Here is a 22204-nt window from a genome sequence, read left to right on the forward strand (position 1 = left end):
GGGCGCACACATTTCAGTCGACTTTCCAGTCGCCGTTGACAACCTTGACCATCACGCCCGTGTCGTTGGTGTAGCCCCAGTGGTTGTCCTTGGTCCAGTTCAGCACACCGTGCGCTACGACCGTGCGGCCCATGGTCTCGAAGGCATCCTTCAAGGCTGCACGGAACTCGGGTGTGCCGGGTTTGCCCTTCTTCAGAGCCAACGGAACCGCCTTTTCCAGCACCAGTACCACGTCATAGGCGTGGCCAGCGAACTGGTTGTGGGTGCCCGCGCCGTAAGCCTTGTCGTACTTGGCAACAAAGTCCAATGCAGTCTTCTTAGAGGCATTGCTGTCGGGCAACTGCTCGGGCGCGATCACAGGGCCAGAGACCACGTAGGAGCCTTCTACATCCTTGCCACCGATGCGCATCAGATCCTTGGTGGCAGCGGCGTGTGTCTGGTAAATCTTGCCCTTGAAATTGCGCTCGACCACGGCTTTGTGTGGCATGGCAGCGCCGCTGCCAGAGGCAACGATCAACATGGCATCGGGGTTGGCTGCCACGAGTTTGAGGGCCTGGGCCGTCACGCTGGTATCTGAGCGGGCAAAGCGCTCTACCGCCACGAGTTTGATGCCAACCTTTTCACTTTCGGCGGTGAAAGCCTTGAGCCATTGCTCGCCATAGGCGTCGGTGTAACCCAAGAAACCCACGGTCTTGACGCCCATCTTTTTCATGTGGTTGACCATGGCGTAGGCCATCACATCATTGGACTGTGGCAGACGAAAAGTCCAAACATCCTTGCCGGGAGGCAGGACAACGGGGGTCAGGGCCAGCTGGGGTGTTTGGCTTTCCATCGCCACATCGGCAATAGCCACGCCCACGGGGGTGGCGACGGAGCCGACGATCACGTCCACCTTGTCCTCGGTGACGAAGCGCTTGGCAAGCTTGCTGCCGTTGGTTGGATCGGTGCCGTCATCCAGCACGGTGACCTTGAGCTTCTCGCCAGCAATCGTGCTGGGCCACAGCTTGACCTGATTGGCGGCCGGAATGCCCAGGCCGGAGGCCGGGCCGGTCAGCGGCACGACCACGCCGATGGTGATGTCGGCCATTGCACTGGTAGCCAGCAGGGCAATAGCGGTGCCGACTAGGTTCATCTTGAACAGTTTCATGGTTGTCTCCTCTTTGTTTTCGGGGTGGGAACGGGAACGCACATCAGGTGCACAGTGCCTTGATGTCTTCGGGTATGGGAATGGCCTTGATGCGGTAGTCCTCGCCAGGCACCTTGACGCAGAAGGCGCGGATCTCGGTGCCTTCGCACAACACTTCGTCACCGCGCTTGATCACATGGCGGTGCACATAGGTTTTCTCGCGCCACTCTTCCACGGTGGTGTGAACCTGCAACCGTTCGCCATAGGTAGCCGGGCGTTTGAAGGTGGTGTGGATCTCCAGCAGCGGGTTGCCGATGATGCCGGTGGTCTTGACCAACTCGCGCCAAGGCGGTACGCCACATTGGCGGAAAAAATGGAGGCTGGATGCGTCCATCCATTTGGAGAAATTGGGGAAGAACACGATGCCGGCAGGGTCGCAATCGCCAAACATCACTTCCACTTCGAATACAACGGTCTTGCTCATGATTTTCCTTTCAACGCGGGGCCATGCGCAGGGCACCATCCAGACGGATAACCTCACCGTTGAGGTGGCCGTTGGTCACGATGTGCGTGGCTAGCTGCGCGAACTCTTGGGGCTTGCCCAGACGCTGCGGGAAGGGGATGCTCGCGGCGAGCGACTGTTGCACCGGTTCGGGCAGCGTCTTCATCAGCGGCGTGGCAAACAGCCCTGGGGCAATGGTGCAGACGCGGATGCCGTGCTGCGCTAGATCACGCGCCATGGGCAAGGTCATGCCGGCCACACCGGCTTTGGAGGCGCTGTAGGCCTGTTGACCGACCTGTCCATCAAACGCTGCCACGGATGCGGTCAACACCATGACACCGCGTTCGCCGTCTTCCAGTGCTTCTAGCTTGGCGCTCGCCGCGGCAAACAGGCGGGCTACGTTGTAGGTGCCGACTAGGTTGACGTTGATGACGCGCACAAAGTCTTCCAGTGGCGCGGCATTGCCGTCCTTGCCGATCACGCGCTTGGCTGATCCAATGCCCGCGATCTGCATCAGGATGCGGGCCGGTCCGTGCGCGGCTGCCGCTTGGGCGATGGCGGACTGCACACTGTCCGGGCTGGTCACGTCGCACTGGATGGCAATGCCGCCAATGTCGGCGGCAACCTGGTTTGCACCGTCGATGTTGACGTCCAAGATGGCGACCTTGGCGCCCAGGCGGGCCAGCTCACGCGCGGTGGCCTCGCCCAAACCCGATCCGCCGCCGGTCACGAGTGCTGCTTGTCCTTGAATCTGCATGGTGGGTTTCCTTTTTGCTATGAATTTGATAGCTGCATAAGCAATTCCAGTAAGGGCTGTAGCCTTATTGACTCCTGCAGAATCACGTGCCTTGCGGGTTCTCGATTAGCAGCGCAATGCCTTGGCCGCCGCCCACGCAAGCACTGGAGATGCCCCAGCGGACGTTGGCGCGCTGCATCTCGCGCGCCAGGGTCAGCGTCAGGCGCACACCGGTGCAGGCCAGCGGGTGGCCCAGTGCGATGGCACCGCCATTCACGTTCAGCTTGGCCAAATCCATACCCAGTTCCTTGCCCACAGCCAGTGTTTGCGCGCCCTGGGCCTCATTGATTTCGAAGCGACCAATCTGATCGAGCGTCAGGCCAGTGCGCGCCAACAGCAGGCGGATTGCCGGTGCCGGGCCTATGCCCATGATTTCGGGCGGTACACCCACGGCTGCGGCCGCGACCACGCGGCCCAGGGGCTTGCGGCCAGTGCCAGGCCCAACGATCTGGTAGCCATGGTTCTTGGCGTAGTCGCCCGAGGCCACCACCACAGAAGCCGCAGCGTCAACCAAGGCGGCGCTGTTGCCGCCGGTCTGCACGCCGTCGGGGAAAACGGTCTGCAGCTTGGCCAGCACCTCGGGGGGCGAGAGGCGCGGGTGCGTATCCTGGGTCACCTCGGTGATCTTGCCCTGCAGCTTGATGCCTCGGGTCTTGTAGCCTTCCAGTTCGAACTTCTCGGTCACCACCGGCACGATCTCACCGGCATGGAAACCGCTTTGCTGGGCGGCCACGGCCTTGGCGAAGGAGAGGGAGGCAAAGGCGTCCACCTCTTGGCGGGTAATGCCGTACTTCTTGGCCAAGTTCTCCGCAGTCTGGATCATGTTGATGCCTGCAGCCGGATCCTTCAGCGCTTCCCACATGTAGTCCTTGAAGCCCACTGGCGCGCCCAGCTTGAAGCCGGTGCGGTGGTCGAAGGCGGCAATCGGGTTGCGCGTCATGCTTTCGGTGCCCACCACCAGGGCTGCATCGCAGGCACCGCCCTGGATGTGTTCGCCAGCTTGGCGGAACAGCTCAAAGCCGGTGCCACAGATACGCTGGGCCATGATGGCTGGTACTTCTACTGGCACGCCTGCGTATAAGCCGATGTGGCGTGGCAGGAAGAACTGGTCAAAATCGCCAGGAGCCATGTTGCCGGTCACCACCGAGCCGATATCCGCACCTGGCACGCCCGACCGCTTGAGCGCTTCACGGGCCACCTTGATGCCCAGATCGGTGGGGGATATGTGGCCCAGTGCGCCGCAGTAGTCCACCATGGGAGTGCGCACACCATCGAGCATCCACACGTCATTGAATGCGCTGAAAAATCCTTTGGAAGCCATGGTTGGGTCCTTTGTTACTGGGGGGTCAGGGTGTGGGGCAGACTGCCGTCGTGCAGGGCCTGCACAGTGGCGGCGCGGTGTGCCAGCACGGCTCTTTGGTTGATCGATCCCTTGTCGGTGATCTCGCCGCGGTCGATGGTGGGTGGCTCTGCCAATAGGCATAGGCGAGCGATGCGGTTGGCGCTGCCGGTGGCACTGGCGGCCAGCGTGTTCACCAGCTGCTGGAAGTGAGCGAGCACGGCGGGGTGTGTCAGCACCTCTTCGGGTGTGGCGCTGGCATCCTGACCGGCAGTCTTTCTGCAGGCTGCCAGGTTGGGAAATACCATGGCACCGACCTCGTGCTGGTTCAATCCGGTGATGACGACGTCCTGAATACACGGCGCTCCGGCGGCAATGATCTTGGCGCGCAGCGGCCCTACGCTCACAAAAGTACCGGTGGCCAGCTTGAAGTCTTCGGCAATGCGGCCATCAAAGCGCAAGCCTTGGTGGATGTTGTCTGGGTCAGCCCACTTGAGGGCGTCCCCTGTGCAGAAAAAACCTTCCGCGTCGAAGTGGGCTGCGGTTTCCTGCGGTGCGCGCCAGTAACCAGGGGTGATATTGGGGCCGCGGTAGCGCACCTCCAGCTTGCCATCGGTGGGCACCAGCTTGAGCTCTAGTCCCGGTGTAGGCAGGCCCAGGTCGCCGGAGACCACATCAGGGCTGGTCACAAACAGGCCAAAAGGGCTGGACTCGGTCATGCCCAGTCCACTGGCCATGACGATGCGCTCGCCTATCTCGGCTTGCGCGCTTTCGAATAAGCTGTCCCACACTGGCTGGGCCAGGGAGGCACCAGCGTAGAAGAACATGGTCACGCGGGAGAGGAAATTTTTGCGCAAAAACGGGTCGGTCTTCATCGCAGCAGCGATGGCTTCAAATCCAGTGGGCACGTTGAAGTACAGCGTGGGTGCCACCTCGCGCAGATTGCGAAGGGTCTCGCCAATCAGGGCGGGAACCGGTTTGCCCTCGTCGATGTAGAGCGTGCCACCGTTGTACAGCACCATGCCGAAGTTGTGGTTGCCGCCAAAGGTGTGGTTCCAGGGCAGCCAGTCCACCAGCACCGGTGCTGTCTCGGTCAGCACTGGCATGCTTTGGCGCATCTGCTGCTGGTTGGCGCACCACATGCGCTGGGTGTTGATGACGGCCTTGGGCAGCTTGGTAGAGCCGCTGGTGAACAAGAATTTGACGATGGTGTCAGGGCCGGTGGCGGCTATGGCACGATCCACGGCATCGGTGGCTGTGGTGGCGAGCAATTGGGCAAATGGCGTGCTGGCGCGCCCCTCCAGTGAACCGTTCGATAGCACCACATCCACGTCGTTGCCAATGGTGGCCTGTATGGCCTTGCCATAGCGATCTGGGTCGGCGGCGAACACCAGACCAGGGGTCAAGGTGTTCACCACATGGCGCAGCTTGGAGTAGTCCGTGCTGATGGTGGAATAGGCGGGCGATGCCGGAGACCATGGCACGCCAGCCAGCATGCAGCCCAAGGTCAGCAGGGCGTGATCCAGGTCGTTTTCGCTGAGGATAAGCACCGGGCGCTCAGCGCTCAAATTACGCTGTAGCAGATTTTGCGCAATGGCGCGGGCACTGGCCAGCGCTTGGGCATAGCTGATGGTGCGCCAGTCGCCTTTGCTGCCGTCGGCCAGGTGCACACGCTGGGCCATCCAAGTGCGGTTGGGCGTCGTCGCAGCCCAGTGCAGCAGGCGATCGGTCATGCGCTCGGCATAGGGCTGCAGGGAGGTTTCGGCGCGCAGGTATTGCACGCCGTCTGCACCTTCGGTGCGGATACCGCGTGTGACACCAAAGCGCAGGCTTCGGTAGGGATGGGATGTGGTTGTAGTCATTGTCTTGTCTCCTCGGGTCGGGCCTTCAGGCCTTCTTGACCTTGGCGGCTTTGCCTTCTAGGAATGCCTTAACGCGGGCCTTGGCTTCGGGGGCGCTCTGGGCAATGGAGGACACCAGCGCCTCGGTTATGAAACCTTGGTCGGCCGGTTGCTCCGCGATGCGTGGCAGCACATGCATCAGCGCATAGTTGGTCATGGGGGTATTGCGGGCAATCGCCTGGGCCAGCTCTAAGGCTTTGGCAAATGATTCGCCGGCAGGCACCACGTACTGGGAGAGGCCGATTCGTTCACCCTCCTCGGCGTTGTAAACGCGGCCGGTGAACATCATGTCGGCCATGCGTGCGGTACCAATCAGGCGTGGAATGCGCACCGAACCGCCACCGCCCACGAAGATGCCGCGCGTGCCTTCGGGTAAAGCGTAGAAGGTGGAGGCATCGGCCACGCGGATGTGGCAGGCGCTGGCCAGTTCCAGTCCACCGCCAACGACAGCGCCATGCAGGGCCGCAACGACGGGTACGGGGCCATATTGCACGCGCTCCAGCGCCTGGTGCCACATGCGGGAATGCAAGATGCCTTCACTGGCGTCACGCTCGGAGAGCTCGGACAGATCCAGTCCTGCACAGAAGTGCTCGCCCTCGCCACTAATGACGGCGGCACGCACCGTGGCAGGAAGGTGGTCGAAGATGTCACGGATGGCCAAAATCAGGCCGTCGTTGATGGCGTTGCGCTTTTTGGGGCGCGTGAGGTGGATGACGGCGATCTCCTGACTGTCGCCGCAGAGATCTAGGTGGATGTCTTTGTTGCTCATGTTTGATGCCCTTTTGTTTGATGGAATTATGGTTATAACCAATAACCAATTCAATGGCCGTGAGCGCCAATTTCACTAGTGCTTTCCCCTAGGCTTTAGTAAGCCGGCGTCCGCTGGGCTAACTGCTGTCTGAATGTGCGGGGCGACACGCCTGTGGCGCGGCTGAAAACCCGGCTGAAATGGGACTGATCGCTAAACCCTAATGCATCGGCAATGCTGGCTATGCGCAGGTTGGTGTAGGCCAGTTGGCGGCGTGCTTCCCGCACCAATCGCGCGTTGATCAGTGCAGATGCAGGCGATCCGGTGGCAGCACGTACTAAGCGGTTGAAGTGGGTGGGTGAAATCGACAAACTGCGCGCGTACTGTGCAACGCCCCAGTGTTCAAGGTAATGTGCATCGAGCAAGGCTTCGAAGCGTTGTAGTACATGCGTTCGGTCTTGTGCTGTGCTGCCTTGCTCCGATGGAAATAACTGGCGAGCCGTTAAGCCCAGCAAAGTTGAGCACAAACCGCGCAGCACTAAAGCGCGGGATCTTTCTAGCCCATTGAACTCATGCCAGATGGTTTCACTGATCTGCAGCGCCTGTGGGGGCGCATCGCAGACAGCGCCGTGACCCAGCGCGTAGCGCACATCGGCAGCTTCAACCAAGATCAGATCCAGCATCTCATCAGCCAGTGTGATGACATAACCCTCGGTTGCCGGTGTAAAGCGAAAGGCATGGACACTGCCTGCAGGCACGTTGATCAGTGTGTTGGCTGCAAAGGGGGTGTGCTCGCCTTCCAGTTGAACGACTCCTGAACCTTGGTGCACCACCATGATTTGGTGCAAACGGTCATGCCTATGGGGTGCCAGCTCCCAGTCATGCAATGACGAACGGATGGCAATCGTCTCGCAGTGCATCACATCGGGTAGCTGGGTGGATTCGCCGAACAAACCATGGGACAAAAGAACGCCCTGATTGCTGGCTTGTTTTGAAGCGCTTGGCATGTTCGATATAGACAAGTTTTGGTTGGATTGTGACATTGATGATGTCGAGGACTGCTCCTATTCTTGGAAGCACAAAACAACCAGGAGACAGTTTTCATGAAAACCAGCGTTTGCATTATTGGTGGCGGCCCATCGGGTTTGCTTTTGTCTCAATTGCTTCATCTTCAAGGCATAGACACCATTGTTCTTGAGAGGCAAAGCCGTGAATACGTACTTTCCCGTATCCGTGCCGGTGTGCTTGAGCACGGCTTTGCCGAGTTGATGCGCCAAGCCCATTGTGGCGAGCGTATGGACCGTGAAGGTGAAATACACGAAGGCTTTTATATTGCCCATGACGGCAAAAAGAGCAGGGTCGATTTGTACAAGTACAGTGGTGGTAATTCCGTCATGGTTTATGGCCAGACGGAGTTGACCCGTGACCTGTATGAAGCCCGTGACAAACTCAAGGGCAAGGTCATCCACAACGTAGAAGATGTGCAGTTGCACAACCTCAAAGCGGCCACACCTCCTTATGTGACCTACCGCCATGGTGATGAAGTGGTGCGCATTGATTGCGACTATGTGATCGGTGCGGACGGTTTTCACGGCGTCAGCCGCAAGTCCATTCCGCGCGATGTGCTCAAAGAGTACGAGAAGGTTTATCCATTCGGTTGGCTGGGCGTCCTTTCGCGCACCAAGCCTGTCTCACCTGAGTTGATTTATGCACGCCATGAACGCGGTTTTGCCCTGTGCTCTTTGCGTTCACAGGTCTTGTCGCGTTATTACATTCAAGTGCCACTGACGGACAAAGTAGAAGACTGGTCGGACGATCAATTCTGGGCTGAACTCAAACGACGCTTGCCCACCGAAGTAGCCGAGCAGTTGGTGACAGGCCCTTCGATCGAAAAATCCATCGCACCGCTGCGCTCCTACGTTGCAGAGCCTATGCGCTATGGCAATCTGTTCTTAGCTGGGGATGCTGCCCACATCGTGCCACCCACCGGTGCTCGTGGGCTCAACAGCGCTGCGTCGGATATTTACTACCTGTACAACGCATTGTTGGGGCACTACAAACATGGCGATGACGCAGGCTTGGATGGCTACTCAGCCAAGGCGCTGGCACGGGTGTGGAAAGCGCAGCGCTTTTCTTGGTGGATGACCAACATGCTGCACACATACCCCGATAGTTTGGACTATGACAAAAAGTTGCAGCAGGTTGAGTGGGACTACCTGTTCTCTTCAGACAATGCCTTGAGCGCTCTGGCAGAGAACTACGTCGGATTGCCCTTTTGATATCAGATTTCCAGGTTGTCTATCAAGCGGGTAGTGCCCAAGCGGGCCGCTGCCAGCACCACAGCATGACCCACTACGGCATCGGTGTCGGTGATGGCTTGCAAGTCGCTGCGGCGGCGAATGTGCACGTAGTCGGGTTTCCAACCGTAGTCGCTGAGTGTCTTCATGGATTGGGCTTCTAGTGCTGCAATGTCGGCCACGCTGCTGCGACCTGCCTGCACCTCTTGCACCACGTGGTGCAGGGTTTGGCTCAGTAGCACAGCGCGTTGGCGTTCGTCCGGGCTTAGGTAGCCGTTGCGGCTGGACAGGGCCAAGCCATCGGCTGCGCGCTGGGTTTCACCGCCCACGATGTGCACGGGCAGGGCGAATTGCTGCACCATGTTGCGGATGACCATGAGCTGCTGGTAGTCCTTTTTGCCAAACACGGCCGTGCGCGCTTGGGTGGCGGCCAGCAGTTTGAGCACCACGGTGCACACGCCGCCAAAGAAGCCGGGGCGGAAATGCCCTTCCAAAATAGTGGCCAGTGCATCGGGTGGCTGCACACGGAAAGTCTGCGCAACCGGGTAGAGCTCGGCCTCGGACGGCGCAAACACGATGTCGCAGCCAGCCTCCTGCAGTTGCTTGCAGTCAGCTTCTAGCGTGCGGGGGTAGGTGTCAAAGTCCTCGTGTGGGGCAAATTGCAGGCGGTTCACGAAGATAGTGGCCACGGTCACATCGCCCAGCGGTTTGGCTTGGCGTACCAAGGCAATATGGCCTGCGTGCAAATTGCCCATGGTGGGCACTACGGCAGGGTGGCGATAGGCATCGAGTGCACTGCGCAACTCGGCCAGGGTGTGAATGACTTGCATGAACTGTTTTACCAAGCGTGCTGGGTTTCGTCGGGAAAGCTGCCGCTTTTGACCGCCGCCACATAGGCGGCGAAAGCGCCCCGGATGCTATCGGACTCGGCCATGAAATTGCGCACAAATTTAGGGGTCTTGCCCAAATTCACGCCCAGCATGTCGTGCATCACGAGCACTTGGCCTGCGGTGCCTTTGCCAGCGCCAATGCCGATGGTGGCGCAATGTGGCAATTCGTGCGTCAGGCTGGTGGCCAAGGCGGCGGGCACCATTTCCAGCACCACCATGGTGGCACCTGCATCTTGCAGGGCCAGCGCGTGTTGGCGCAGCTGTTGGGCATCGGCATCGTTGCGGCCTTGCACGCGATAGCCGCCCAGCGAGTGGACAGTTTGCGGTGTCAGGCCCAAGTGGGCGCACACGGGTATGCCACGCTCGACCAAAAAATGCACCACGTCGGTAGTCCAGCCACCGCCCTCTAGCTTGACCATGTGGGCACCCGCCCGCATGAGGGCGTTGGCGCTGCGAATGGCTTGTTCTTTGCTCTCTTGGTAGCTGCCAAAAGGCAAGTCTGCCACCAGCCAAGCCGTGCCTTGGGCGCGGCGCAGACCTCGGGCCACACTCTCAGTGTGGTAGGCCATGTCTTCCAGCGTCACGCCCACGGTGGCGTGGCGGCCTTGGCAGACCATGCCCAGTGAGTCCCCCACCAAGATGGTTTCCACGCCGGCTGCGTCGGCTACGGCGGCAAAGGTGGCGTCGTAAGCGGTGAGCATGGTGATTTTCTCGCCCCGCTGGTGCATCTCTTGCAGGCGCGGCAGGCTGATGGGCTTGCGCGTGGCAGGGGTGCTGGCTGGCGGCAGCGTGCCGTAGGGGGTGGCAGAGGTAGTGCTCAAAGCGGTCATAAGGGGTCTCCTCAGGTCGGCGAGTAGGCTAAGCGCACGTAAATAGGCGCAAAAGCTTCGGCCTGGGTAATTTCAATCAGTGTTTCTTTGGCCAGTTCTAGCAGGGCAATGAAAGTCACCACCAATACAGGGGTACCTTTTTCGGGTTCGAACAGGTCTTCAAAGCCTACAAAGCGTTGGCCTTGCAGTTTTTTGAGCACGATGCTCATGTGTTCGCGCACCGACAGCTCTTCGCGGCTGATTTTGTGGTGCTGCACGAGTTTGGCGCGTTTGAGGATATCGGCCCACGCCTGCTGCAGCTCGCTCAGTTCCACATCGGGAAAACGTGGTTGCAGGCTTTGCTCGATGTAGACCTGTGCTTTTAAGAAGTCACGCCCGTACTGGGGCAGTTCGCCCAACTGCATAGCAGCCAGTTTGATTTGCTCGTACTCCAGCAGACGGCGTACCAGTTCGGCACGTGGGTCTTCCGCCTCTTCGCCATCGGCCGTTTTCTTGGGGGGCAAGAGCATGCGGCTCTTGATCTCAATGAGCATGGCTGCCATCAAGAGGTATTCCGCAGCCAACTCCAGATTGCGCGAGCGGATTTCGTCCACATAGGCCAAGTACTGGCGCGTCACGCTCAGCATGGGAATGTCCAAGATGTTGAAGTTTTGCTTGCGGATCAGGTAGAGCAGCAAATCCAACGGGCCTTCAAAGGCCTCTAGGAAAACTTCCAGTGCATCGGGCGGGATGTACAGGTCTTGCGGCAGAGTGAAGAGTGGTTCGCCATACAGGCGCGCCACGGCCACGTTGTCTACCACCTGCGGGGCAGCGGTGGTGGCAGCAACGTCATCAGCTTCAGTCGGGCTGGAAGCTGTGTTCATGTTTGCTATGGTTTTAATAGCGCACCCAGCTTGCTGGTTGGGCGCTAGAGGCCAATTGGCTACTTAAGCCTTGGTTTGGTAAACGTAAGGCTGCTGGGCCACGCGGCCAGCTTTGAATTCTTGCTGCACCTTGCGATCCACTTGTTTGTCCCACAGCAGGGCGCGGCCTGCCAGTTGCTCTTTTTCCAAGCTGGGACGCTGGGTCTTGAGCGTGGTGATGAAGTCAGTGGTCTCGGATGTGTAGTGGGGGCGTTGGAAAAGACTCATGGTGCGTTCCTCGAAAGTCGGCGGATTCTACTGGTTGGACAACCCTGCAAGAAACTTGTTTTTACAAAATACAAATGAGAAAGATTCGCATTACAAATATAATAAAAAGATTGGCAACACAAGACAGCAAGAAAGGTGGTTGGAATATGGCTATAGGCACGGCGGGGCCAGCGGGGCGTTTGAGCCAAGTGGCGGTTTTGGTGGCTTGGGTGTGTGCAGGTGCTGGGGCAAATGCGCAAACAAGTTTGGCAACACCGGAGCAGGCTACTGCGACGGGTTCTCTCAAAACGATGGTGATCAGCGCCAGTCGCATCGAACAAGACATCGAGGAAGTACCCACCACTGTCACGGTTCTCACGTCCGAGGACATAGACAGGCGCAACGCCGGTGATTTGGAAGATTTGCTCAAAGATGAAGTTGGCGTGTCGGTGCGGGCGCAGCCCCACCGTTCCTCTACAGCGTTTGCTACGACGGGGCGTACGGGCAATGAGGGTGTCAATATCCGTGGTCTAGAAGGTGAGCAGGTGCGTTTGCAAGTGGATGGCGTTAGCTTGCCATCGATGTTCAGCTTTGGCCCTATTAAAACGGGGCGTGGCGATTTCATCGACCCCGAGGGCTATAAGCAAGTAGAAATTTTGCGCGGTGCCGCCAGTACCCAATATGGTTCAGACGGTTTGGCTGGTTCGGTCAGTTTTGTGACCAAGGAGCCCGAAGATTTGCTGACGCAGGGTAAAAATCAGCAATTTAGCCTCAAGACCAGCTACTCATCGGCAGACAAGTCATTTCAGGTCGCCCCTAGTTTTGCTTTCAAGGGCGAAGAGTGGCAGGGTTTGGTTTTGCTCAGCACCCGGCGTGGCCAGGAAACCGACACCATGGGCAGCAATGCGTCAACAGGAAGCAGCCGTACGGAAGCCAACCCGCAAAGCAACCGTTCCGATTATTTGCTGGGCAAGCTGCGGCAAAAAGTCAGTGCAGACCACGCTTTCAAGCTGACAGTGGAATCGATTCTGCGTGAAACCAATACCGATGAGCTCAGTGAACGCACCACAGTTATCAGCAACGACCAGTCGCGCGATGTGGTCAAGCGCAACCTCGCAAAACTGGATTGGCAGTACACGCCCCAAAACCGTTGGTTTGATGTGTTGACCTTGGGGGTGTATGCCCAAACGTCCGAGACCAATCAACTGAGCTGGCAGCAGCGTGCTTCAGGTACGTACAGCTACCGCACCCGCGACAACTACTACGACGACAACGCACTGGGTACGACCTTGCAAATGGAAAGCAACTGGGGTGATGCGGTGCAGCACCGCTTGGTCTACGGTGGCGACATGCGCTTCTCGCAGCAATCCATGCTGTCCAAGGCGTACCAAAATGCCGGTACCTATACTGCTTTGAATCAGTACTTCCCCGATAGCGATTACAAAAATCTGGGTCTGTTTGTGCAAGATGAAATCAAGTCTGGACGCCTCACAGTCACGCCGGGTTTGCGCTATGACCGCTACCAACTCAGCCCCAAACCCGGTGCACTCAACAGCACGACCGTCAGCTACTACGACCTGACCGATGGGGCCTTTTCACCCAAACTGGGCTTGAGCTGGGCCTACAAACCAACGCTGACGCTGTACAGCCAATACAGCCATGGCTTTAAGGCGCCCACTGCCAGCCAAGTCAATGGTGGTTATGTAAGTACTAGTCCGAGTTACACCGTCGTTGGTAACAGCAATCTCAAGTCCGAGCAAAGCGACTCGGTGGAGTGGGGCGTGCGCGGTAAAACTGCCAAAACCCAGTACAGCGCAGCCGTTTTCTATGGCAAATACAAAGACTTTTTGTACCAAGACACCAGTACTACGCAATACCAGTGGATCAACTTGGACAGTGTCACGCTATACGGGTTGGAGCTGCGTGGTGCATGGAATGTGTTGCCTGCATGGCGGGTAAGCGCTGCCTACGCCCACACCGAAGGCGTGCAAGACCGACGTGGCAGCCAGACCTATCTCAATACGGTAGATCCGGACAAGCTGGTGCTCGGTCTGCACTACGAGCGTGGCCAGTCATGGGGTGTGAGCTCCTTGATCACCGCTGTAGAGCGCAACCAGCACGTCAGTTCCTCCAGCACCGTGGTGCCCGGTGGCTACGGTGTGCTGGATGTCACAGGCTGGTACAACCTGAGCAAAGCGACCAAACTCAATGCAGGTCTGTACAACGTATTGGACAAAAAATACGTGCAATGGGCCGATGTGCGTGATCTGACCACAGCGTCCCAAGTGGATGCCTATTCGCAACCCGGACGCAATTTCAAAATCAGCGTCATCCACCAGTTCTGATGGACGGAGAACCCCATGAGCAACAATCCTGATTTGGCCAGCGTACTGCAAGCAGCGCACGCCTTTCCCCAGCAATTTCAGTGCGTTTTGCTGGCAACGGTGGATGCGCACGGCCAGCCTGAGGCCAGCTATGCGCCCTATACCCGAGTGGGCGATGCCTACGCCATTTATGTGAGCGAGTTGTCGGCCCATACCAGCAACCTGCTGCACAACCCGCGCTGCAGCGTGTTGTTCATCGAGAACGAGGCCGATGCCCGCAACATCTTTGCCCGCCAACGCCTCACGCTGCAGTGCGTGGCGCACGACCATGCGCGTGACAGCGACACATTTGCTGCAGCCATGGCGGAGTTCCGTCGCTTGCACGGCCCGTTCATGGACGTGTTGGCAGGGCTGAAGGACTTTCACCTCTTTACCTTGGTGCCCCAGCAAGGCGGTTTTGTGTCCGGTTTTGCGCGGGCTTACACCCTCAGTGGTGCGGGCTTGGGGCAGATTGCCCACCGCAACGACAAAGGCCACCAAGCCAGCGATGCCCCCACCCAGCAGCGCATGGACGTGCTAGCGAATTAGTCCCCATGCATCCCATATTCTAGGAGAAGCACCCATGAACCCCAATGCGATTCGCCTCGAAGCGGCTGAGTTGCGTCGCAGCAGCCGCATGCGCCATGTGGAGGTAGCCCAGTCCTTGGGTATTAGCGAGTGCCAACTGGTGGCGGCGCATGCAGGTTCGGTTGCTAGCAATGCCGTCTTGGAGGATGCGGCAAGTGGCATCCAAGCAGTCGCAGGCACCATTTACGCTGTGCGCCTGCGTGCGGAATGGCCAGCCATGCTGGCCGCATTGGAGGCGGTGGGCCAAGCCATGGCACTGACGCGCAACCACGCTTGTGTGCACGAAAAAACCGGCACGTACTACCAAAGCAGCGTGCAAGACGGTGTGGGTTTGGTATTGGGTGGAGCGATTGATTTGCGCGTGTTCTACCGTCACTGGGCGCATGGTTTTGCGGTGTGCGAGCGTACTGAAAAAGGGATGCAAAACAGCCTGCAGTTTTTTGACACTGCCGGCTGCGCCATCCACAAAGTGTTTGCCAAACCCATGACCGACATGGCAGCGTGGTACGACTTGGTGCAGCGCTTTGCCAATGCAGACCAAACGCCTAGTTTGGTGCTAACGCCTGACAACGCCACCGTCCCCGATGCTGCTAGCACCGAACTGGCCGATGCGGCGGTGGATCTGGTGGCGTTTCGCCAAGCCTGGGCCAGCCTGCGGGACACGCACGATTTTGGCAAGCTGCTCAAACAGTTTGGTGTGGGGCGCTTGCAGGCCCTGCGCCTAGCAGACCCACAGTATGTGCAGGCTGTGGAGCCTGCAGCGGCGCACAGCTTGCTGCAAGCCGCTGCACGCGATCAGGTGCCCATCATGGTGTTTGTGGCCAATGCAGGCATGGTGCAAATCCATACCGGGCCAGTGCACAAGATTGTGGTCATGGGCCCATGGGTCAATGTGCTCGATGACGACTTCAATCTGCACTTGCGCCAAGACCTGATTGCCAGCGCGTGGGTAGTGCGCAAACCCACGGTGGATGGCATGGTGACGTCGTTGGAACTATTGGATGAAAAGGGGCAATTAATAGCCCAGTTTTTTGGTGCGCGCAAACCCGGAGCGCGTGAGCTGTGCGAATGGCGCGGCCTTATAGAACAACTGCTGTTGGAGAACGATCTATGCAACGCCTAAATCTGCTAGCACTGCAACGCCGCCGCGTGTTGGCGTGGGGCGGCATGGGGGTCTTGTCCTTGGTGGGGGCTACAGGGGGCTTTAACGTCCAAGCAGCAGGCACTCCTGCCCGCCGCGTGGTGAGCATTGGTGGTGCGTTGACCGAAATCATCTATGCCCTAGGGGCTGAGTCGCAGCTGGTGGGGGTGGATACCACCTCCTTGTACCCGCAAGCGGCCACCATGCTGCCCAGTGTGGGTTATGCCCGTGCATTGTCGGCTGAGGGCATCTTGGCGCTATCGCCCCAGTTGGTGGTCGCTACCGAAGATGCGGGCCCGCCCGCAGTGCTGCGCCAGCTCAGCAGTGCGGGTTTGGAGCTGGTTGTGTTGGCGGCAAACCATCGCTTTGAAGGCCTGCTCGATAGGGTGCAGCGATTGGGAATTTTGCTCAACCAAGCGCCTGCCGCCCAACAACTGACAGCGCGCCTGCAAAAAGACTGGGCGCAACGCCCCGCCACACCGCTGCGCAGTGGCCCAGCGCCCAGGGTGTTGTTTGTGCTGTCGCACAGCCCAGCGCAAATCATGGTGGGTGGGCAGGGTAGTAGTGCCCAAGCCATGCTGGAGTACGTGGGTGCACGCAACGCGGCCCAAGGCTTTGACGGTTTCAAGCCCCTCACGCCTGAGGCCGTGATCGCTGCCCAGCCCGATGTGGTGCTGTTCACCGACCAAGGTTTGCAAGCCATTGGGGGTGTAGACGGTGCGCTGCGCCTGCCCGGCATAGCGCAAACCCCGGCGGGGCAGCGTCGTCGTATCGTGTCCCAAGAGGCCATGTTCCTGCTCGGGTTTGGCCCGCGCTTGCCCGCAGCGGTGGCCGCGTTGGATGCCCAACTGCGCAAGGCATTGGCTGCATGAACACGTTGGTTCGCAGTGGGGCCTTGCGGCTGCATACCGCATGGGGGGTAGGCGGCTTGTTGCTGTTGTGCCTGTTATTGGCTGTGTGGGCTGGGGCTGTGTCGGTGCAGCCCCAGGACTGGTTGGCCCTGTGGACACGCGAGGATGGGCAGCCCCTGAGCGGCAGTGCCTACGTGCTGTGGCACTTGCGTTTGCCACGCATCGTGTTTGCCTTGTTGGTCGGGGCTGCTTTGGGGTGGGCGGGGGCGTTGACGCAAGGCCTGTTCCGCAACCCCCTGGCCGATCCCGGTTTACTGGGGGTCAGCAGCGGGGCCGCTTGTGCAGCGGCACTGACCATTGTGTTGCTGGCGCAGTCGGGTTTGGCAATCCCTTTTGCGTGGCGCTACGCCTTATTGCCCGTGGCCGCCTTTACCGGGGCTGTAGTGGTCTGCTGGGGGCTGGACAGCATGGCACGCTGGATCACTGCGGACTCCATGGCTGGCTTGTTGCTGACAGGCATAGCGCTCAACGCCATTGCCGGCGCGGTGATTGGTTTGTGCACTTATTTGGCCACAGATGAACAACTGCGCAGCCTGTCTTTCTGGACCATGGGCTCTATGGCTGCTGCCAGTTGGTGGTTGGTGCTGGTCATGGCTGTGCTGCTGGTAGTGGGCCATGCCAGTATGCAGCGCAGTTTGCGTGCCATGAATGCATTGGCACTGGGCGAGGCGGCAGCTGCGCATGTGGGCATTGGAGTACGTGCCTTGCGCCAACGCGTGGTGCTGCTGGTGGCAGTGGTTAGCGGTTTTGCGGTGGCGTGGTGTGGGGTGATTGCTTTTGTGGGCTTGATTGCCCCGCACATCGTGCGCAGTGTGCTCGGGCCAGACCAGCGCTGGGTGGCTCCGGGCTCTATGGCAGTGGGCGGTGTTCTGCTCCTATTGGCCGATACCGCTGCACGCACCGTGGCCATTCCAGCCGAGGTGCCAGTGGGCATATTCACCTCGCTGATGGGGGCACCATTCTTTTTGCTGTTGCTGCTGGGTTTGCGCCGTCGCGGGGTGGCCTATGCCTGATGTTTTGCTGCGCCTAGACAGCGCTTGCATCCAGTTAGGCCGTGGATCCCACGCACGTGCCATGGGGCCATTTAATCTGCAACTACAGGCTGGTGAGCGGGTGGCGGTGCTTGGCCCCAGTGGGGCTGGCAAGTCCAGTTTGCTGCGTTTGCTGGCGGCTGAATGGGACAGCACCCAAGGCCATGTGCATTTGCAGGGGCGTCCTATGCAGCACTGGTCCTTGCCTGCCCTGAGCCGTGCGCGCGCGGTGCTGCCTCAGTCCCATGAGGTGGCCTTTGGTTTGCCGACCGATTTGGTGGTGGGCTTGGGCCGCGTTGCGCTGCATCCAGACCCGCAAGGAGCGCACATCGTGCGCCAAGCAGCAGCGGCGGCCCAAGCGAGCCATTTGCTGGGACGGCGCTTTGACACTTTGTCTGGCGGTGAGAAAGCCCGTATCCAGTTGGCCCGTGTGCTGGCCCAGTTGTGGGACGTGGAGGGTGGTTTGGTGCTGGTGGATGAGCCTGTGGCTGCGCTTGATCCAGGCCTGCAGTGGAGCTTGCTGGACGCTTTGCATGCTTTTGTGCAGCAGCGTGGTCATGCCTTGGTAGCGGTGCTGCACGATGTGCAGCAAGCACTTGACGGGTTTGGGCGCTGGTGCTTGGTGCAGCACGGTGTTTTGCAGGCCGATTTGCGCGACCGTCAGGCTTTGTTACAAGCTTTACCCAGCTTGTACGGTGTTCCCTTTGTGCAGGCACTGACTGACACAGGTCAGTTGTTGTTATCCCCCGGTAGAAACCAGCAATCTGTCTGACACGGGCTGCGGTTATCCTTGACCACACTATGACCAAGGACGACATTTCTTCTCCCTCTGCGCACACCATCCACTCTTTTGCTGACTGGCAAAGCCAAGTGCAGCAAGATGTTCTTCGTGCCATGGCTGAGGATGTGGGCATTGGCGATGTGAGCGCCAGTCTGGTGCCCGCAGACCAGCAAGCAACAGGGCGCATCGTGGTGCGCGAAAGCGCTATCTTGTGTGGACAGGCTTGGGCTGAGGCCGCTTTCACTGCGCTGGATCCGCACGTGCGCTGGCAATGGATGGTGGGCGAAGGGCAACGCTGCCAACCAGACCAAGTGGTGTTGCAAATCCAAGGCAATGCACGGGCGCTGCTCAGTGCGGAGCGCACAGCGCTCAATTTCATGCAGACCCTCAGTGCTGTGGCCACCAAAACCGCCAGTTTTGTCAATGCGGTCGCTGCAGTGCCCGGTAACCGCGCGGTGATTGTGGACACCCGCAAAACCTTGCCTGGCCTGCGCCAAGCGCAAAAATACGCTGTACTGTGCGGCGGTGGGGCCAACCACCGCATGGGTTTGTTCGATGCCATTTTGATCAAAGAGAACCACATTGCTGCCGCTGGTGGAGTGACGGCTGCTTTGCGTGCAGCCGAAGCCATTGACCGTGCGGTAGAGTTCATTGAGATCGAGGTGGAAACTCTGGAACAGTTGCGCGAAGCACTCGACGCGGGTGCCCGCATGGTGCTGCTGGACAACATGACCATGGCCCAACTGGTGCAGGCAGTGGCCATCAACGCTGGGCGAGCGGTGTTGGAGGTGTCAGGTGGGGTCAATATCGATACCGTGCGCGCCATTGCCGCTACAGGGGTCGATCGCATCTCTATTGGCACGCTGACCAAGGATGTGAAGGCGATCGACTTTTCCATGCGACTGGACTCTTTGCGCGAACAGGACTTGGCAGCCTGAGACAATCGGGGCTATGACAAGCCCTGATAACCGCATCGACGTTGAATACGAACAGCCTCTGCGCAGTGTGATTGCCGCAGCAGGTGCTATGGCTGCTGCCAGCGCAGCGGGCGTTTGCTCTACCAAGCACGCTTGGGCGCGTGTGCCAACCGAGCCATCGCAGGCCGAGCGCGCCGCGCTCAAAGACACCATCCGCCGCTTGCTCAAAGAGCGCAACGCCGTCATGGTGTCGCACTACTACGTGCACCCGGACTTGCAGGATTTGGCCGAAGAAACCGGCGGCTTGGTCAGCGACAGCTTGGAGATGGCCCGCTTTGGCCGCGACCATGCGGCCACCACGTTGGTGGTGTCGGGGGTGCGCTTCATGGGTGAGACCAGCAAGATTTTGTCGCCCCACAAAACCGTGCTCATGCCCGATGTGGATGCCACCTGCTCGCTGGACTTGGGTTGTCCAGTCGATGCGTTTTCTGCCTTTTGCGACCAGCACCCTGACCGCACGGTCGTGGTGTACGCCAACACCAGTGCAGCCGTCAAAGCCCGTGCCGATTGGTTGGTAACCAGCAGTTGTGCGCTCGATATCGTGCGCGCCCTCAAAGAGCGCGGCGAAAAAATACTCTGGGCACCCGACCGCCACTTGGGCAGCTACATCCAGCGCGAAACCGGTGCTGACATGGTGTTTTGGCAGGGTGCGTGCATCGTGCACGACGAGTTCAAGGCTTTTGAGCTGGAAGCCCTTAAGCGTGAATACCCCGACGCCAAGGTGCTGGTGCACCCCGAATCTCCCCAAGACGTGGTGGCGCTGGCCGATGCAGTGGGCTCCACCAGCGCCATCTTGAAAGCGGCGCAAACCTTGGATGCAGACACCTTTATTGTGGCTACCGATAACGGTATGCTGCACAAGCTACGCACCCTCAATCCGGGCAAGACATTCATCGAAGCGCCGACGGCTGGCAACAGCGCCACCTGCAAGAGCTGCGCGCACTGCCCGTGGATGGCCATGAACAGCCTAGCAGGGGTTGCCCGTTTGCTGGAAATGGACGCCGATGCGGCCCGTGCCAGTGGCCAGTCCATCGAAGTGGATACCGCCATCATCGACCGTGCCCGTTTGCCTATCGATCGCATGCTGGCCTTTACGGCTGCACTCAAGGCTGGGCAAGGTAGCCAGCAAGCGCTTGGGAGCATGGGCAGTGGTTTGGTGCCGGGTATAGGAGCAGCTTGATCAAAATCAAGTCTTGTAACCTTTTTTCGGTAGGGTTTGTTACTATTTATAACTTTTACGAAAATACGGCATCAGATATCCTCGCCCCCCAAAAATAGCCACGTTGGACGGGATGCAAGTGCTTTTAAAAATATCGATCAAGCAAAAAATGATCGCACTGACAGTGGCGTTGCTGCTGCTGGCAGTCGCGCTTGGGGTATGGGGCATCACGCAGATGCGCTCTTTGGCGGGGACCTTGGATGAGCTGGTCAACCACCGCATGGAAAACAGCCAGCGCATTGCACAGCTCAAGAACAACTCGCAAAACCTCGCCCCACAGCTGCGTGACTACATCCTCACGGAAAATCCGCAGCGCCGCGAGGAGATCAAAAAGTCATTTGCCTTTGTGCGTACTGGCAATGCGGAGCTGGTGGACTATTTGCAAAAGTCCATCAAAAACCCCAAACGCAAAGAACTGCTGCAAGAAATGCTGCGCTTGCGCACGCCCTACATCCAAGTCATCACCCAGATACAAGACAGCATGAAGCAAGGCGACAAAGCCAAAGCCACCCAACTGGTGACCGAGGAATTGCCCCCATTGCAAGACACCTACTTTGCCGCGCTTGATAAGCTGCAGCAGGCGCAGGCAAATGCCATGGTTGAGCTGGCCAACGACTCGCTGGATGCCGCCACAGAGGCCAGTGTGCAAACCGCCTTGGTTTTGCTGCTGATGCTGGCCTTTGGCGCAGTCGCAACGGTGTGGATCGTGCGCTCCATCATGCGGCCACTGAACCAAGCGGTACATGCCGTGCGCACTATTGCGGCTGGGGATTTGAGCCAAAATGTGCCAAAAGGCCAGCACGACGAACTGGGTGTGCTGCTGGCGGCCATGGCCGATATGCGCGAGCGCTTGGTGGAGATGATTGCGCAGGTGCTCAACAGCTCGGACAGCGTGGCCACAGCCAGCGCCCAAATTGCCATGGGCAATAAAGACTTGGCCGATCGCACCACCAGCCAAGCGGGTGCTTTGCAGCAAACGGCGGCCAGCATGGAGGAGTTGGGCTCTACGGTGTCCATCAATGCGGACAACGCCCGCCTAGCCAATGACTTGGCCCATGCTGCATCCAGCGTGGCATCCAAAGGGGGGGCCGTGGTGGCCCAAGCCGTTAGCACCATGAAGGGCATTCACGAATCCAGCCAGCGCATTGCCGACATCATTTCGGTGATCGATGGCATCGCTTTCCAAACCAATATCTTGGCGCTCAATGCCGCCGTCGAAGCCGCCCGTGCTGGCGAGCAAGGCCGTGGTTTTGCGGTGGTGGCATCGGAAGTGCGCGCGTTGGCTGGGCGCACCGCCTCTGCGGCCAAAGAAATCAAATCCTTGATCACCAGCAGCGTGGAGTGCGTTGAAGCAGGTAGCAGCCAAGTGGGCGAGGCAGGCCACCTCATGCAAGAGGTGGTGGACAGCATTGTGCGCGTGACCCAACTCATGGGCCACATCAGCACCGCCAGTGCCGAGCAAGCCAGTGGCGTGGGGCAGGTGGGGCAAGCACTCTCCACACTGGAAGACTCCACCCAGCGCAATGCAGCGCTGGTGGAGGAAATGGCAGCAGCAGCCGATAGCCTGAACCAACAAGCGCAGTCTTTGGTACGCACGTCCAGTGTGTTCAAACTGGCGCATACCCCGTCTTACAGCTTGGCACTGGTCTAAACCT

21 protein-coding genes are annotated in these 22204 nt (G+C 59.2%); 10 read left to right on the forward strand and 11 right to left on the reverse strand.

The window, feature by feature from the left end:
- Positions 1–13: 13 nt before the first annotated feature.
- The 7 genes from KIK84_RS00810 to KIK84_RS00840 form a co-directional block, all read right to left on the reverse strand.
- On the reverse strand, positions 14–1147 hold the full coding sequence (locus tag KIK84_RS00810; RefSeq protein WP_214121085.1) for an ABC transporter substrate-binding protein: 1134 nt from the start codon (positions 1145–1147) through the stop codon (positions 14–16).
- A 43-nt stretch (positions 1148–1190) separates the two neighbouring features.
- A complete protein-coding gene (locus KIK84_RS00815) occupies positions 1191–1610 on the reverse strand; it encodes an acyl-CoA thioesterase (protein WP_214121086.1) in 420 nt (139 codons plus the stop codon).
- 10 nt (positions 1611–1620) lie between these two features.
- Complete coding sequence (locus KIK84_RS00820) at positions 1621–2385, reverse strand: SDR family NAD(P)-dependent oxidoreductase (protein WP_214121087.1); 765 nt, start codon at positions 2383–2385, stop codon at positions 1621–1623.
- Positions 2386–2467: 82 nt separating this feature from the next.
- Positions 2468–3745, reverse strand: a complete 1278-nt coding sequence (locus tag KIK84_RS00825; protein WP_214121088.1) for a thiolase family protein — start codon at positions 3743–3745, stop codon at positions 2468–2470.
- Positions 3746–3759: 14 nt separating this feature from the next.
- Positions 3760–5625: a feruloyl-CoA synthase gene (locus tag KIK84_RS00830; protein WP_214121089.1), complete on the reverse strand. Its 1866-nt coding sequence runs from the start codon at positions 5623–5625 to the stop codon at positions 3760–3762.
- 25 nt (positions 5626–5650) lie between these two features.
- Positions 5651–6433, reverse strand: coding sequence for a crotonase/enoyl-CoA hydratase family protein (locus tag KIK84_RS00835; RefSeq protein ID WP_214121090.1), 783 nt, complete (start codon positions 6431–6433; stop codon positions 5651–5653).
- Between the two features lie 95 nt (positions 6434–6528).
- Positions 6529–7419 carry a helix-turn-helix domain-containing protein gene (locus KIK84_RS00840; protein ID WP_214121091.1) on the reverse strand — a complete coding sequence of 297 codons (891 nt, stop codon included), beginning with the start codon at positions 7417–7419 and terminating at the stop codon, positions 6529–6531.
- A gap of 96 nt (positions 7420–7515) precedes the next feature.
- Between KIK84_RS00840 and pobA the strand changes: the two genes are divergently transcribed.
- Positions 7516–8691, forward strand: coding sequence for a 4-hydroxybenzoate 3-monooxygenase (gene pobA, locus KIK84_RS00845; RefSeq protein ID WP_214121092.1), 1176 nt, complete (start codon positions 7516–7518; stop codon positions 8689–8691).
- A gap of 2 nt (positions 8692–8693) precedes the next feature.
- On the opposite strand, the gene panC is transcribed toward pobA, so the two are convergent.
- From panC to KIK84_RS00865, 4 genes are all read right to left on the reverse strand, one after another.
- A complete protein-coding gene (gene panC, locus KIK84_RS00850) occupies positions 8694–9539 on the reverse strand; it encodes a pantoate--beta-alanine ligase (protein ID WP_214121093.1) in 846 nt (281 codons plus the stop codon).
- An 8-nt stretch (positions 9540–9547) separates the two neighbouring features.
- Positions 9548–10429, reverse strand: a complete 882-nt coding sequence (panB, locus tag KIK84_RS00855; RefSeq protein ID WP_214121094.1) for a 3-methyl-2-oxobutanoate hydroxymethyltransferase — start codon at positions 10427–10429, stop codon at positions 9548–9550.
- An 11-nt stretch (positions 10430–10440) separates the two neighbouring features.
- Positions 10441–11292, reverse strand: a complete 852-nt coding sequence (locus KIK84_RS00860; protein ID WP_214121095.1) for a segregation and condensation protein A — start codon at positions 11290–11292, stop codon at positions 10441–10443.
- Positions 11293–11355: 63 nt separating this feature from the next.
- Complete coding sequence (locus KIK84_RS00865) at positions 11356–11559, reverse strand: DUF3460 family protein (RefSeq protein WP_214121096.1); 204 nt, start codon at positions 11557–11559, stop codon at positions 11356–11358.
- Positions 11560–11705: 146 nt separating this feature from the next.
- Between KIK84_RS00865 and KIK84_RS00870 the strand changes: the two genes are divergently transcribed.
- The 9 genes from KIK84_RS00870 (at position 11706) to KIK84_RS00910 (ending at position 22200) form a co-directional block, all read left to right on the forward strand.
- Positions 11706–13883, forward strand: coding sequence for a TonB-dependent hemoglobin/transferrin/lactoferrin family receptor (locus KIK84_RS00870; RefSeq protein ID WP_214121097.1), 2178 nt, complete (start codon positions 11706–11708; stop codon positions 13881–13883).
- A gap of 15 nt (positions 13884–13898) precedes the next feature.
- Positions 13899–14450, forward strand: a complete 552-nt coding sequence (locus KIK84_RS00875; protein WP_214121098.1) for a HugZ family pyridoxamine 5'-phosphate oxidase — start codon at positions 13899–13901, stop codon at positions 14448–14450.
- Between the two features lie 34 nt (positions 14451–14484).
- Entirely contained in the window at positions 14485–15612 is a 1128-nt protein-coding gene (locus KIK84_RS00880) for a hemin-degrading factor (protein WP_214121099.1), read from the forward strand.
- On the forward strand, positions 15600–16502 hold the full coding sequence (locus tag KIK84_RS00885) for a heme/hemin ABC transporter substrate-binding protein (protein ID WP_214121100.1): 903 nt from the start codon (positions 15600–15602) through the stop codon (positions 16500–16502). The genes KIK84_RS00880 and KIK84_RS00885 overlap by 13 nt, the downstream gene beginning before the upstream one ends.
- The gene (locus KIK84_RS00890; protein ID WP_214121101.1) at positions 16499–17554 is read left to right on the forward strand and encodes a FecCD family ABC transporter permease; all 1056 of its coding nucleotides are present in this window, start codon (positions 16499–16501) and stop codon (positions 17552–17554) included. Before KIK84_RS00885 ends, KIK84_RS00890 begins: the two co-directional genes overlap by 4 nt.
- Positions 17547–18344, forward strand: coding sequence for an ATP-binding cassette domain-containing protein (locus KIK84_RS00895; RefSeq protein WP_214121102.1), 798 nt, complete (start codon positions 17547–17549; stop codon positions 18342–18344). Before KIK84_RS00890 ends, KIK84_RS00895 begins: the two co-directional genes overlap by 8 nt.
- A gap of 29 nt (positions 18345–18373) precedes the next feature.
- Positions 18374–19291, forward strand: a complete 918-nt coding sequence (gene nadC / locus KIK84_RS00900) for a carboxylating nicotinate-nucleotide diphosphorylase (RefSeq protein WP_214121103.1) — start codon at positions 18374–18376, stop codon at positions 19289–19291.
- Between the two features lie 13 nt (positions 19292–19304).
- The gene (gene nadA / locus KIK84_RS00905; RefSeq protein ID WP_214121104.1) at positions 19305–20510 is read left to right on the forward strand and encodes a quinolinate synthase NadA; all 1206 of its coding nucleotides are present in this window, start codon (positions 19305–19307) and stop codon (positions 20508–20510) included.
- A 112-nt stretch (positions 20511–20622) separates the two neighbouring features.
- Entirely contained in the window at positions 20623–22200 is a 1578-nt protein-coding gene (locus KIK84_RS00910; RefSeq protein ID WP_284150451.1) for a methyl-accepting chemotaxis protein, read from the forward strand.
- Positions 22201–22204: the final 4 nt, after the last annotated feature.

Source organism: Curvibacter sp. CHRR-16 (assembly GCF_018474005.1).
Lineage (GTDB): Bacteria > Pseudomonadota > Gammaproteobacteria > Burkholderiales > Burkholderiaceae_C > Allorhodoferax.

Coding starts and splice junctions, on each gene's coding strand:
- KIK84_RS00810 (WP_214121085.1), bottom strand. CDS start 1,147: ATGAAACTGTTCAAGATGAACCTAGTCGGCACCGCTATTGCCCTGCTG.
- KIK84_RS00815 (WP_214121086.1), bottom strand. CDS start 1,610: ATGAGCAAGACCGTTGTATTCGAAGTGGAAGTGATGTTTGGCGATTGC.
- KIK84_RS00820 (WP_214121087.1), bottom strand. CDS start 2,385: ATGCAGATTCAAGGACAAGCAGCACTCGTGACCGGCGGCGGATCGGGT.
- KIK84_RS00825 (WP_214121088.1), bottom strand. CDS start 3,745: ATGGCTTCCAAAGGATTTTTCAGCGCATTCAATGACGTGTGGATGCTC.
- KIK84_RS00830 (WP_214121089.1), bottom strand. CDS start 5,625: ATGACTACAACCACATCCCATCCCTACCGAAGCCTGCGCTTTGGTGTC.
- KIK84_RS00835 (WP_214121090.1), bottom strand. CDS start 6,433: ATGAGCAACAAAGACATCCACCTAGATCTCTGCGGCGACAGTCAGGAG.
- KIK84_RS00840 (WP_214121091.1), bottom strand. CDS start 7,419: ATGCCAAGCGCTTCAAAACAAGCCAGCAATCAGGGCGTTCTTTTGTCC.
- pobA (WP_214121092.1), top strand. CDS start 7,516: ATGAAAACCAGCGTTTGCATTATTGGTGGCGGCCCATCGGGTTTGCTT.
- panC (WP_214121093.1), bottom strand. CDS start 9,539: ATGCAAGTCATTCACACCCTGGCCGAGTTGCGCAGTGCACTCGATGCC.
- panB (WP_214121094.1), bottom strand. CDS start 10,429: ATGACCGCTTTGAGCACTACCTCTGCCACCCCCTACGGCACGCTGCCG.
- KIK84_RS00860 (WP_214121095.1), bottom strand. CDS start 11,292: ATGAACACAGCTTCCAGCCCGACTGAAGCTGATGACGTTGCTGCCACC.
- KIK84_RS00865 (WP_214121096.1), bottom strand. CDS start 11,559: ATGAGTCTTTTCCAACGCCCCCACTACACATCCGAGACCACTGACTTC.
- KIK84_RS00870 (WP_214121097.1), top strand. CDS start 11,706: ATGGCTATAGGCACGGCGGGGCCAGCGGGGCGTTTGAGCCAAGTGGCG.
- KIK84_RS00875 (WP_214121098.1), top strand. CDS start 13,899: ATGAGCAACAATCCTGATTTGGCCAGCGTACTGCAAGCAGCGCACGCC.
- KIK84_RS00880 (WP_214121099.1), top strand. CDS start 14,485: ATGAACCCCAATGCGATTCGCCTCGAAGCGGCTGAGTTGCGTCGCAGC.
- KIK84_RS00885 (WP_214121100.1), top strand. CDS start 15,600: ATGCAACGCCTAAATCTGCTAGCACTGCAACGCCGCCGCGTGTTGGCG.
- KIK84_RS00890 (WP_214121101.1), top strand. CDS start 16,499: ATGAACACGTTGGTTCGCAGTGGGGCCTTGCGGCTGCATACCGCATGG.
- KIK84_RS00895 (WP_214121102.1), top strand. CDS start 17,547: ATGCCTGATGTTTTGCTGCGCCTAGACAGCGCTTGCATCCAGTTAGGC.
- nadC (WP_214121103.1), top strand. CDS start 18,374: ATGACCAAGGACGACATTTCTTCTCCCTCTGCGCACACCATCCACTCT.
- nadA (WP_214121104.1), top strand. CDS start 19,305: ATGACAAGCCCTGATAACCGCATCGACGTTGAATACGAACAGCCTCTG.
- KIK84_RS00910 (WP_284150451.1), top strand. CDS start 20,623: ATGCAAGTGCTTTTAAAAATATCGATCAAGCAAAAAATGATCGCACTG.